Below are 12154 nucleotides of genomic sequence, written 5' to 3'. Positions count from 1 at the left end.
GGCGGTGACGCCGCCCACCACGCATCGCCGCCCCGGCCCCGCCGCCCGGCCCTGCCCACGCCCCCGCTCACCGGGCGCCCGCCCCGGCCGGCTGGGCCACCGGGGCCGGGTCGCCCAGCACGTCGGAGAGGAGCTGGGCGCACCAGTCCAGCAGCGCCTGGTCGCGCAGCGGCTCGCCGCCGACCCGGCGGGTGCTCGGCCGGGGCACGCTGACCTGGTCGAGCGCCGACTTGTAGACCGAGTCGGGGTGGTAGCGCTTGAGCCGGAGCTGCTTGGAGTCGGGCAGCGGCAGCGGGCCGAACCGGAGGTGCTTGCCCTGCATGCTCACGTCGGTGAGGCCGTAGCGGCGGGCCAGCAGCCGGAACCGCGCGACCGCCACCAGGTTCTGCACCGGGGCGGGCGGCTCGCCGTAGCGGTCCGTCATCTCGGCGACGACCTCGCGCAGCCGGTCGGCGTCGCGGGCCTCGGCGAGTTTGCGGTACATCTCCAGGCGCAGCCGCTCCACGCCGACGTAGTCGTGCGGCAGGTGCGCGTCCACCGGGAGGTCGATCTTGACATCGGTCTCCTCCTCGGGGCGCTCGCCCTTGAACGCCTGCACCGCCTCGCCGACCATCCGGACGTACAGGTCGAAGCCGACGCCCTCGATGTGGCCGGACTGCTCGCCGCCGAGCAGGTTGCCCGCCCCCCGGATCTCCAGGTCCTTCATCGCCACGTACATGCCCGCGCCCAGCTCGGTGTGCTGGGCGATGGTGGCCAGCCGCTCGTGGGCGTGCTCGGTGAGCGGCTTCTCCGGCGGGTAGAGGAAGTACGCGTACGCCCGCTCGCGGCCCCGGCCCACCCGGCCCCGGATCTGGTGCAGCTGGGCCAGGCCCAGCAGGTCGGCGCGCTCCACGATCAGCGTGTTGGCGTTGGGGATGTCGATGCCCGACTCCACGATCGTGGTGCAGACCAGGACGTCGAACTCCTTCTCCCAGAAGCCGACCATGACCTTCTCCAGGGCCTCCTCGCCCATCTGGCCGTGCGCCACCGCGACCCGGGCCTCCGGCACCAGCTCCCGGATCCTGCGCGCCGCCTTCTCGATCGACTCGACCCGGTTGTGCAGGTAGAACACCTGCCCGTCGCGGAGCAGCTCGCGGTGGATGGACGCGGCCACCTGCCGCTCGTCGTGCGCGCCGACGAAGGTGAGCACCGGGTGCCGCTCCTCCGGCGGGGTGGCGATCGTCGACATCTCCCGGATGCCGGTGATCGCCATCTCCAGGGTGCGCGGGATCGGGGTGGCCGACATGCTCAGCACGTCCACCGAGGCGCGCAGCGTCTTCAGGTGCTCCTTGTGCTCGACGCCGAAGCGCTGCTCCTCGTCGACGATGACCAGGCCGAGGGACTTGAACCGGGTCGCCGTCTGGAGCAGCCGGTGGGTGCCGATGACGATGTCTACGGTGCCGTCGGCGACCATCTCCAGCGTCCGCTCGGACTCCTTCGGGGTCTGGAAGCGGGAGAGCTGCCGGATCTGCACGGGGAACTGGCTCATCCGCTCGGCGAACGTGTTGTAGTGCTGCTGCACGAGCAGGGTGGTGGGCACCAGCACGGCCACCTGCTTGCCGTCCTGCACCGCCTTGAACGCCGCCCGCACCGCGATCTCGGTCTTGCCGTAACCGACGTCGCCGCAGATCAGCCGGTCCATCGGGACGGTCTGCTCCATGTCCCGCTTGACCTCCTCGATGGCGGCCAGCTGGTCCGGCGTCTCCTGCCAGGGGAACGCGTCCTCCAGCTCCCGCTGCCACGGGGAGTCCGGGGCGAACGCGTGCCCCCTGGACGCCTTGCGGGCGGCGTAGAGCTGGATGAGCTGGGCGGCGATCTCCCGCACCGCCTTGCGGGCCCGCGCCTTGGACTTCTGCCAGTCCGCGCCGCCCATCTTGTGCAGGGTGGGCTGCTCGCCGCCGACGTACCGGGAGAGCTGGTCGAGCTGGTCGGTGGGGACGAACAGCCGGTCGCCGGGCTGGCCGCGCTTGCTGGCCGCGTACTCGATGACCAGGTATTCGCGGGACGCGCCGTTGACGGTGCGCTGCACCAGCTCGACGTACCGGCCGATGCCGTGCTGCTCGTGCACCACGTGGTCGCCGGCCTTCAGCTCCAGCGGGTCGATGGTGTTGCGCCGCCGGCTCGGCATCTTGCGCATGTCGCGCGTCGAGGTGCCCCGGCCGCCGGTGACGTCGTTGCCGGTGAGCAGCACGAACCGCGCCGCCTCGGCGACGAAGCCGCCGGTCAGGCCGCCGCAGGTGACCAGCACCTCGCCGGGGGCGGGCGCGGCCGGCACCTGCTCGACGAACCGGGCGCCGAGGCCGGCGTCGCGGATCACCTCGACGGCCCGCTGGGCGGGGCCGTGGCCCTCGAAGACCAGCGCGACCGACCAGCCGTCGCCGGCCCAGCGCTTGAGGTCCTCGGCCACCCGGTCGGTCTCGCCGTGGTAGAGCGGGGCCGGCTGGGCGGCCAGGGTCACCGCGATCGCGTCGTCGGGCGTGACGTCGACCTCGGCCGGCGCGTCCTCCCAGGGCTGCCGGGCGGGGGCCGCGTCGGCGTCGGCCAGCCCGAACGGGGCGAGGGTCCACCAGGGCCGGCGCAGGGCGCGGGCGTGCGCGCGTACGTCGGCCAGGGTCCTGAAGGCCGCGGCCCCGAGGTCGACCGGGGCCTGGCCCCCGACGGCCGCTGCGGCCCAGCTCGCCTGGAGAAACTCCTCGGAGGTACGCACCAGGTCGTGCGCCCGGGTGCGGATGCGCTCCGGGTCGCAGAGCAGCACGTGGGTGCCGGCCGGCATGCAGTCGAGCAGCAGCTCCAGGCTCTCGCTGCCGAGCAGCGCCGGGGTCAGCGACTCCATCCCCTCCACGGGGATGCCCTCGGCCAGCTTGTCGAGGATCTCGGCCAGCTCGGGGTGCTCGGCGGCCAGGGCGGCGGCCCGCCGCCGCACGGCCGGGGTGAGCAGCAGCTCCCGGCAGGGCGGGGCCCACAGCAGCGCGGCGGCCTCGATGGTGCGCTGGTCGGCCACGGCGAAGGTGCGGATCTCCTCCACCTCGTCGCCCCAGAACTCGACCCGGGACGGGTGCTCGTCGGTGGGCGGGAAGACGTCGAGGATGCCGCCGCGCACCGCGAACTCGCCGCGCTTGGTGACCAGGTCCACCCGGGCGTACGCCATGTCGGTGAGCCGGCGCGCGACCTCCTCCAGGTCGGCCTCGTCGCCAGCGGCCAGCCGCACCGGCTCCAGGTCACCGAGGCCCTTGAGCTGCGGCTGGAGCAGCGACCGCACCGGCGCGACGACCACCCGCAGCGGCCCGGTGCGCCCGTGCGCGTCGGCGGCGTCGGGGTGGGCGAGCCGGCGCAGCACGGCCAGGCGGCGGCCGACCGTGTCGGAGCGGGGCGAGAGCCGCTCGTGCGGCAGCGTCTCCCAGGACGGGAAGACGGCGACCTGCTCGGCCGGCAGCAGGCTGCCCAGCGCCGAGGCCAGGTCGTCGGCCTCCCGGCTGGTGGCGGTCACGGCGAGCACGGGCCGCCCCGCACCCCCGGCGGGGGCTCCCCGATCGGAGGCCCCCGGAGCGGTGGCCCCCGGAGCGGTGGCCCCCGGAGCGGTGGGCCCCGGAGCGGTGGGCCCCGGAGCGGCGGCTCCCGGGTCGGCGGCGACGGCGGCGACGGCGAACGGCCGCAGCGCCGCCGGTGCGGTCAGGTCCAGCCCGTCGACCTGCGCGGCACCGGAACGGGCCAGGTCACGCGCCCGGGCCAGCCCGGGGTCGGCCAGGGCGGCGGCGAAGAGTCCGGTGAGCAATCTGATCACTTCCCAGTGGCACGGTCACGGCACACGGCGGAGCCCCCGCGCCCCACGGGGACGGGGGGTCGACAGCATCCCAGCCTATCCCCGCTTGACCGGCGACCGGGGCACGTGGTCGAGTCGGGGCATGACGGGACGACGGCGGCTGGTCGAGCTGAGCCACGTGATCAGCGACGGCATGACCACGCTGCCCGGCTGGCCGACGCCCCGGGTCACCGAGTGGCTGACCCGGGAGGCGTCCCGGGCGAACTACGCCCCGGGCACCGAGTTCCAGGTCGGGCGGATCGAGATGATCGCCAACACCGGCACGTACGTGGACACGCCCGCACACCGGTGGGCCGATGGGGCCGATCTCACCGGCGTCGGGCTGGACCGCCTCGCCGACCTGCCGGGGATCGTGGTCCGGGTGCCCGCCGGCACCCGCACCGTGGATCGTCCGCTGCTCACCCCGCACGAGGTGGCGGGGCGGGCGGTGCTGCTGCACACCGGCTGGTCCGCGCACTTCGGCACCGACCGCTACGCCGCCCCCGACGCGCCCTACCTGACCGGGGACGGCGCGGCGTGGCTGGTCGAGGCGGGTGCGGTCCTCGTCGGCATCGACTCGATCAACATCGACGACATGAGCCCGGCCGCCCGGGGCGAGCGGCCGGCGCACAGCGGCCTGCTGGCGGCCGGCGTCCCGATCGTGGAGCACCTGACCGGCCTGGACGCACTGCCCACGACCGGCTTCCGGTTCACCGCCGCCCCGCCGATGGTGGCGGGAATGGGCACCTTCCCGGTCCGCGCCTTCGCCGTCCTCGCCGAATAGAACGTCGTCGCCTGGCCTCGCCGCACGCGGCGCGGACCGGCCTCGCCCCACCGGGGGCGGACCGGGAGATCTTGGTGCCAAACGGCCCCTTCAGGGGCCGAAAATCACCAAGATCTGCCCGATCTCTCCCCGTCAGCGACATCGCCAACGGAGACCTTGGACACTTACGGCTCCCGGGGCACCGGAACCGTCCAAGATTCATGTGGTTCCCGACGCCGCCGCTGGCGGGTCGCCAGTCAGGCAGCTCGTGCCGCAGACGAGTCGAGGCCGGTCAGCAGCCGACCGGACAGGTCGACCAGGGACCGGGACTGGGCCAGGTCGATCGGCCAGCGCTCGACGTCCGCCCCGGCCGAGAGTTCGAGCAGCAGGCCGGACGGCGGGGTGGGGCCCACGTCCATCCGCCACAGGCCGATCCGCACCTGAATGACCTCGTCGATCCGACGGGCGAACCTGCCACGGCCACCCGACGTCAACCTGGCACTACCTGTAATGCCAGGCCACCACCTGGGCGCACTTTTGATTGCCGCTTCGCACCGACCGTGATCACATGGCCTTACCTGCCACGGAAGTAAGCCCATGCCTGCGTACACGAAGAAACAGCGACTCATCGACGCCCTGACCAGCCGGATCGAGTCGGGCGAGTACCCACCGGGAGCCAAGCTGCCCTCCGGCACGGAACTGTGCGCCGAGTTCGACGTCTCCCGCCAGGTGGTCCGGTCCGCCGTCGACTGGCTGAAGGCACGCGGGCTCGTCGAGGGCGCCCCGGCGCGGGCGTCTTCGTGCGGGAGCCGGACGGTCAGTAGCGCACACTGATCCGCCGCGCGACCGCGTCGACGACGACCCCGAGCCGGTGGAGGTGGTTGAGCAGGTTGGTGTTGTCCGAGGAGCCGAAGTAGGGCTTCGGGTTGGCCCGCAGCACGGCGTCGTCCAGGTGCGGGGTGACCGTGATCAGGTCGTCCCCGCCGGCCGTGGCGAGCACGGCGGTGACCGTCGGGTCGGCGAAGGCGGCGGTGACGTCCCGGGCCCGGTCGCGCGGGTCCGCGCCCGGGAGGCGGGTCGTCGGGTACTCGACCGGTTCCAGACCGAACTCCTCGCGCAGCCGACGCAGGCCCAGCTCGTACACGTGGGGGAAGACCGCCGACAGCCCGGCGGAGGGTGACACGACCGCGACCCGGTCGCCGGGCCGGGGCTTCGGCGGACAGCGCAGCGACTCCATGATCGGACGCTACCGGCCGCCACCACCGCTTTTGCCCTCGCGACGGCAAGGCCGGCGAAACATCTCATCCGGGTCATATCCCCCCTAGGCTGGCCCTGTGGAGGAGGAGCCGGACATCCCGGTGCGCGCGTGGCTGCCCCGCACCGCCGCGCTGCTGCTCGGCACCCTGGCGCTGGCCACGGCGTTCATCGCCGCCTACGTGGGGGCGCTGCACCACCCGACGCCGCGCGACGTGCCCGTCGGGGTGGTCCTCGGCGACCAGCGCGCCCAGGCGGTCATGGCCGCCGTGCGCCGCGAGACCGACAAGATCGAACCCGTCGAGTACGACGACCCGGCCGCGGCCGACGACGGACTCACCGCCCGCGAGGTGTACGGCGTGCTCACCTCCACCCCCGAGGGCGGGCTGCGCCTCACCACCGCCAGCGCCGCCGCGCCCGCCGCCACCGAGGTGGTCGACCAGGTCCTCGCCGAGGCCGCCCGGCGGGGGAACCTGCCGCTGGCAGTCACCGACGAGGTGCCGGTGGAGCAGAGCGACCCGCGCGGCCTCGTCCCGTTCTACCTCGCGGTCGGGTACGTCCTCGGCGGCTACCTCGCCGCCACCGCGCTGGGCCTGCGCGCCGGCACCGCGCCCCGCAGCCTCGCCCGCGCCGGGCTGCGGATCGCCGCCCTCGCGGCGTACGCGGTGGTGCTCGGCGTGGCGGGCGCGCTCGTCGTCGGCCCGGCGCTGGGTGTCTGGCACCACGACGTGCCGGCCGTGGCGGCGGTCGGCGCGCTGGCCGTCTTCGCCGCCGCCATGATCGCCGCCGCCGTGCAGGGCTGGCTCGGGCTGCTCGGCACCGGGATCGTCATCCTGCTGCTCGTGGTGCTCGGCAACCCCGGCTCCGGCGGCATCTACGCCCCGGAGTTCCTGCCCACCTGGCTACGCGGGATGCACCGGTGGAACGTGCCCGGGCTCACCACCGACCTGATCAAGTCGGCGGTGTACTTCGACCGCCGGTCGATGGGCTGGCCGCTGGCCGGGCTCGCCCTCTGGGTGGCGGTCGGCGTCGTGGGATTGCTCACGGCCACCCTCGTCCGGGGCCGGCGCGCCGCCGCCCGACGCGCCGCCCACAGGCCCCCCACCAGCAACGATGCGCGCCCCGCCGGGTGAGCACGGTTAGCAGGGGCCCCCTGTACAACAGAATGCGATAACAAGGGGCCCTTCCTTCCGAAGGGGGCGGCGCGGATACGATCCAGGGAGTCGGACAGCGCTGTCCTTCGTCCCCGGCGTAAGGAGCGCACCCGTGACCGACCAGCACGACCACGACGGCCCGGACGCCGCACTGCGGGCCGACATCCGCCGCCTCGGCACGCTGCTCGGGCAGACCCTCGCCCGGCAGGAGGGCCGCCCGCTGCTCGACCTGGTCGAGGAGATCCGGGCCCAGGTCCGCGCCGATGCCCCGGCCGCCGCGCAGCGCCTCGGCGGGCTGGATGTGACCACCGGCACGAAGCTCGCCCGTGCCTTCTCCACCTACTTCCACCTGGCCAACATCACCGAGCAGGTGCACCGGGCCCGCGACCTGCGCCGCCGCCGGGCGATCCAGGGCGGCTGGCTGGACCAGGCGGCCAAGATGATCGCCGAGCGCGGGGTGCCGGCCGAGGAGATCGCGGCGGCGGCCCGCCGGCTCGCCGTACGCCCGGTCTTCACCGCCCACCCGACCGAGGCGGCCCGCCGGTCGATCCTGTCGAAGCTGCGCGCCGTCGCCGACGAGCTGGACGCCGAGACCGCCAACGCGATCCTCTACGGCGCCAGCGACGAGGGGCCGGCCAACCGCCGCCTGGCCGAGCTGCTGGACCTGATGTGGCAGACCGACGAGCTGCGGCTCGACCGGCCGGACCCGACCGACGAGGCCCGCAACGCCATCTACTACCTGCGCGACCTCTACGCCGAGGCCGCCCCGCAGGTGCTCGACGACCTCGCCGACACGCTGCGCACCCTCGGCGTGGAGACCTCCCCGACGGCCCGCCCGCTGACGTTCGGCACCTGGATCGGCGGCGACCGCGACGGCAACCCGTTCGTCACCCCGCAGGTCACCGGCGAGGTGCTGCGCATCCAGCACGAGCACGGCATCGCGGCCACCGAGGCGGCGATGGAGCACCTGATCAACGAGGTGTCCGTGTCCCGCCGGCTGCGCGGGGTGTCGCTGGACCTGTCGGCCAGCCTCGCCGCCGACCTGGACGCGCTGCCCGAGGTGGCCCCCCGGTTCCGCCGGGTCAACGCCGAGGAGCCCTACCGGCTGAAGGCCCGGTGCGTGAAGGCGAAGCTGGCCAACACCCGGGAGCGGCTGCGCCGGGGCACCCCGCACGTGCCGGGGCGCGACTACCAGGGCGCGGCGGAGCTGATCGCCGACCTGGACCTGCTGCGCGCCTCGCTGGCCCGCAACGCCGGCCAGCTCACCGCCGTCGGGCGGCTCGCCTCCACCATCCGCACGGTGTCGGCGTTCGGGCTGCACCTGGCGACGATGGACGTGCGGGAGCACGCCGAGAAGCACCACGAGGTGCTCACCCAGCTCTACGCGGCCGTCGGCGAGGTGGCCGACTACCCGGCGCTGACCCGCCTGGAGCGCACCAAGCTGCTCGCCGACGAGCTGACCGGCCGCCGGCCGCTGTCGACGCTGGACACGCCGCTGACCGAGAGCGCCCGCAAGACGTTCGACGTGTTCGCCACGATCCGCGAGGCGCAGGACCGGTTCGGCTCCGAGGTCATCGAGTCGTACATCATCTCGATGACCCTCGGCGTCGACGACGTGCTCGCGGCGGTGGTGCTGGCCCGCGAGGCCGGGCTGGTCGACGTGCACAGCGGCCGGGCCCGGATCGGTTTCGTGCCGCTGCTGGAGACCCCCGCCGAGCTGAACGCCGGCGGCGAGCTGCTCGACGAGCTGCTGTCGCTGCCGGCCTACCGGTCGCTGGTGGCAGCCCGGGGCGACGTGCAGGAGGTGATGCTGGGCTACTCCGACTCCAACAAGGAGGCGGGCATCACCACCAGCCAGTGGTCGATCCACCGGGCCCAGCGGGCGCTGCGGGACGTGGCCGCCCGGCACGGCGTGCACCTGCGGCTGTTCCACGGCCGGGGCGGCACCGTCGGGCGCGGCGGCGGCCCCACCCACGAGGCGATCCTGGCCCAGCCGTACGGCACGCTCGACGGCGCGATCAAGGTGACCGAGCAGGGCGAGGTCATCTCCGACAAGTACACGCTGCCGGCGCTGGCCCGGGAGAACCTGGAGCTGACCATGGCCGCCGTGCTCCAGGCGACCCTGCTGCACACCGCGCCCCGGCAGCCGGCCGAACAGCTGGAGCGCTGGGACGCGTCGATGGACGTGATCTCCGACGCGGCGTTCCGGTCGTACCGGTCGCTGGTGGAGGATCCGGACCTGCCGGCCTACTTCTGGGCGTCCACCCCCACCGAGCTGCTCGGCGCGCTGAACATCGGCTCCCGCCCGGCGAAGCGGCCCAACACCGGGGCCGGCCTGTCCGGCCTGCGGGCCATCCCGTGGGTGTTCGGCTGGACGCAGACCCGGCAGATCGTCCCCGGCTGGTTCGGGGTCGGCTCGGGGCTGGCGGCGGCGCGCGAGGCCGGGCTGGAGGACGTGCTGGCCGAGATGCACCGCAACTGGCACTTCTTCGGCACGTTCCTGTCGAACGTCGAGATGATGCTGACCAAGACCGACCTCGGCATCGCCCGCCGGTACGTGGAGACCCTCGTGCCGAAGGGGCTGCACCCGATCTTCGAGAAGATCGAGCAGGAGTACGAGCTGACCAAGCGGGAGGTGCTGGCGGTCACCGCCTCGCCGGCCCTGCTGGAGAACTCGCCGGTGCTCCAGCGCACCCTCGCGGTGCGCGACACCTACCTGGAGCCGCTGCACCACCTCCAGGTGGCGCTGCTGCGGCAGTACCGCGACTCCGGCGCGGCGGGTCGGGCGGTGGCGACGGCCCCGGGCGGGCGGCGGGCCCCGAGCGACGGCACGGCGCTGGAGCGGGCGCTGCTCACCACGGTCAACGGCATCGCCGCCGGCATGCGCAACACCGGCTGAGGTGCAAGGAAGGGCCCCCTGTTAACGCATTCCGCATAGCAGGGGGCCCTTATTAACGCCCGCCGGCAGGCGGGGCCGGGCAGGCGGGGCCGGAGCGGCGTCAGAAGTCGCCGCCGCCGAAGTCACCGCCCCCGAAATCGCCGCCACCGAAGTCACCACCGCCGAAATCGCCGCCGCCCGAGAAGTCGCCCGCCGTGCCGTAGTCACCGCCACCGAAGTCGCCCGCGGTCGCGTAGTCACCGCCACCGAAGTCGCCCCCGAAGTCCGCGCCGTCGCCGAAGCCCTCCTGGTAGCCGGCCTCGTAGCCGGGGTCGGCGAACGCCGGGGAGAAGAGCGCGTCGGCGATCAGCATGCCGCCGAGCACGCCCGCGCCCGCGCCGAGCGCCGTCTTCCACCACGGGGTCGAGTACCAGCCGGCCGGCACGGGGCGGCCCTGGTAGCGGCCGCCGGGGTAGTAGTAGGGCGTGCCCTGGCCGGGCTGCGGGCCGGCCCGGAAGGTCTGCCCCTGCACGTTGACCTCGCGCTCGCGGGTGAGCTGGCCGGTGCCCTGCGCGGAGGCCAGCGGCGGCAGCTCCGGGCCGGGGTCGATGCCGAGCGCGACGCGGGCCGCGCGCGCGTACGCCAGCCCCTCCAGGGCGGTCTCCCGGGCCAGCCGGTACTGGTGGACGGTGCGGGCCTGCTCCAGCTGGCTGCCCGCCGCGTTGTACCGCTCACCGGCGTCGACGAGGGCCTGCCGCACGGCCGGGGAGTCGCCGTGCAGGTTCATCACCTGGCCGCCGAGGCGCTCGTACCAGCGCTGGGCGTCGGCGCGCACGTCGGCCAGGCTGCGCGCCTCGCGGGCCGCGCTCTCCCGACGCCACCAGACGAGACCGCCGACGAGCAGCACCACGAGGATGACCGCGAGCAGAAATTCCATGCCTTGAAAAGTACCCGGGGCGCGCCCGTCGTACGCGTTTGGCAAGCTCTGGTGATGAGCTTCTCGACGCTGGCCGTGGTGGTGCTCTGCCTCGGCGCGGGCGGCGCGCTGGGCTGGTTCGCGGCCCGGTCCCGGTCGGCGACGGAGATCGCCCGGCTGGAGGCCACCCTGGCCGCGACCCGGGAGGGCGAGGGGCGGCTGGAGCAGTCGATGCGCGCGCTGAGCTACGAGGCGACCGCGCAGTCGCAGGAGGCGGTGGCCCGAGCGGTGGCCCCGCTGCACGAGACGCTGCGCCGCTACGAGTCCCGGGTCGCCGAGCTGGAGCACGCCCGGGTCGACGCGTACGCCGAGCTGCGCGAGCAGGTCCGCGCGATGGGCGCGGTCTCCGGCGAGCTGCGCACCGAGACCAAGCAGCTCGTGGCGGCCCTGCGCGCGCCGCAGGTGCGGGGGCGCTGGGGCGAGCACCAGTTGCGCCGGATCGTCGAGGCCGCCGGCCTGCTGGAGCACTGCGACTTCGACGAGCAGGTCACCGCCGCGACGGACCACCAGGGGGTACGCCCCGACCTGGTGGTCCGGCTGCACGGTGGCCGCTCGGTGGTGGTGGACGCGAAGGCGCCCTTCGACGCGTACCTGACGGCGATGGAGGCCCGCGACGAGCGGGGCCGGGACACCCACCTCGACGCGCACGCGCGGCACCTGCGGGCGCACGTCGACGCGCTGGCGGCGAAGACGTACTGGGCGGCGTTCGACCAGACCCCGGAGTTCGTGGTGCTGTTCGTGCCGGCCGACCCGTTCCTCGACGTGGCGTTGCAGCGCGACCCGACGTTGCTGGAGCACGCGTTCGCCCGCAACGTGGTGCTGGCCACCCCGGCGACCCTGGTGGCGCTGCTGCGCACGGTGGCGTACTCGTGGCGGCAGGAGGCGCTGGCCCGCAACGCGGTGGCGGTGCACTCGCTGGCCCGCGAGCTGTACGGGCGGCTGTCCACGCTGGGCGACCACGTCGGCAAGCTGGGCGCGTCGCTGGGCGGGGCGGTGACCGCGTACAACCGGGCGGTCGGCTCGCTGGAGGCGCGGGTGCTGGTCAGCGCCCGCAAGCTCGCCGAGCTGGGCGTGTCGGACCGGGACCTGGCCGCGCCGCCGCAGGTGGAGGTGGCACCTCGCCAGCCGCAGGCCCCCGAGCTGCTCGGCGGGGTCGAGGGGCCTGACCAGCGGCTCGACCGCCTCACCGGACCGTCCCCAGTGGACCCGTCGACCCGCCCTTGATAGCAGCACACATGTGACAATGCGCGCCTGTGCATGTCACGAAGTGGTCACAACGTACCGGCCGGTA

General features: G+C 74.2%; 8 protein-coding genes and 1 pseudogene. 5 read left to right on the top strand and 4 right to left on the bottom strand.

Going from position 1 to position 12154, the window contains the following annotated elements:
- Positions 1–67: 67 nt before the first annotated feature.
- Complete coding sequence (gene mfd, locus O7628_RS17860; RefSeq protein WP_278136336.1) at positions 68–3769, bottom strand: transcription-repair coupling factor; 3702 nt, start codon at positions 3767–3769, stop codon at positions 68–70.
- A gap of 172 nt (positions 3770–3941) precedes the next feature.
- Here mfd and O7628_RS17855 point away from each other — a divergent pair, with 172 nt between their 5' ends.
- Positions 3942–4622 (top strand): cyclase family protein, encoded by a 681-nt coding sequence (locus tag O7628_RS17855; RefSeq protein WP_278132069.1) that lies wholly within the window; start codon positions 3942–3944, stop codon positions 4620–4622.
- Between the two features lie 236 nt (positions 4623–4858).
- Here the strand turns inward: O7628_RS17855 and O7628_RS17850 are convergent, their stop codons facing one another.
- On the bottom strand, positions 4859–5041 hold the full coding sequence (locus O7628_RS17850) for a hypothetical protein (protein WP_278132068.1): 183 nt from the start codon (positions 5039–5041) through the stop codon (positions 4859–4861).
- Between the two features lie 157 nt (positions 5042–5198).
- On the opposite strand from O7628_RS17850, the gene O7628_RS17845 reads away from it, so the two are divergent.
- On the top strand, positions 5199–5435 hold the full coding sequence (locus tag O7628_RS17845) for a winged helix-turn-helix domain-containing protein (protein ID WP_347405182.1): 237 nt from the start codon (positions 5199–5201) through the stop codon (positions 5433–5435).
- A gap of 25 nt (positions 5436–5460) precedes the next feature.
- Here the strand turns inward: O7628_RS17845 and O7628_RS17840 are convergent.
- Positions 5461–5838 (bottom strand): annotated as a pseudogene (locus tag O7628_RS17840) (LD-carboxypeptidase); the annotation flags it as partial.
- A 97-nt stretch (positions 5839–5935) separates the two neighbouring features.
- Between O7628_RS17840 and O7628_RS17835 the strand changes: the two are divergent.
- Together O7628_RS17835 and ppc are read left to right on the top strand one after the other, a co-directional pair.
- The gene (locus O7628_RS17835; RefSeq protein ID WP_278132065.1) at positions 5936–6988 is read left to right on the top strand and encodes a hypothetical protein; all 1053 of its coding nucleotides are present in this window, start codon (positions 5936–5938) and stop codon (positions 6986–6988) included.
- A 133-nt stretch (positions 6989–7121) separates the two neighbouring features.
- A complete protein-coding gene (gene ppc / locus O7628_RS17830) occupies positions 7122–9908 on the top strand; it encodes a phosphoenolpyruvate carboxylase (protein ID WP_278132063.1) in 2787 nt (928 codons plus the stop codon).
- A gap of 100 nt (positions 9909–10008) precedes the next feature.
- Here ppc and O7628_RS17825 read toward each other — a convergent pair whose 3' ends face one another.
- Positions 10009–10824, bottom strand: coding sequence for a hypothetical protein (locus O7628_RS17825; RefSeq protein WP_278132061.1), 816 nt, complete (start codon positions 10822–10824; stop codon positions 10009–10011).
- A 54-nt stretch (positions 10825–10878) separates the two neighbouring features.
- Between O7628_RS17825 and O7628_RS17820 the strand changes: the two genes are divergently transcribed.
- A complete protein-coding gene (locus O7628_RS17820) occupies positions 10879–12087 on the top strand; it encodes a DNA recombination protein RmuC (protein ID WP_278132059.1) in 1209 nt (402 codons plus the stop codon).
- The last annotated feature ends 67 nt before the right edge of the window (positions 12088–12154 follow it).

This window comes from Micromonospora sp. WMMD956, from assembly GCF_029626125.1.
Classification (GTDB): Bacteria; Actinomycetota; Actinomycetes; order Mycobacteriales; family Micromonosporaceae; genus Micromonospora; species Micromonospora carbonacea.
Note: the sequence above shows the minus strand (reverse complement) of the source record. Positions and strands in the feature narration are given on the sequence as shown.

Excerpts from the sequence above, each read along its gene's own strand:
- O7628_RS17855 (WP_278132069.1), top strand. The coding sequence starts at position 3,942 with ATGACGGGACGACGGCGGCTGGTCGAGCTGAGCCACGTGATCAGCGAC.
- O7628_RS17845 (WP_347405182.1), top strand. The coding sequence starts at position 5,199 with ATGCCTGCGTACACGAAGAAACAGCGACTCATCGACGCCCTGACCAGC.
- O7628_RS17825 (WP_278132061.1), bottom strand. The coding sequence starts at position 10,824 with ATGGAATTTCTGCTCGCGGTCATCCTCGTGGTGCTGCTCGTCGGCGGT.
- O7628_RS17820 (WP_278132059.1), top strand. The coding sequence starts at position 10,879 with ATGAGCTTCTCGACGCTGGCCGTGGTGGTGCTCTGCCTCGGCGCGGGC.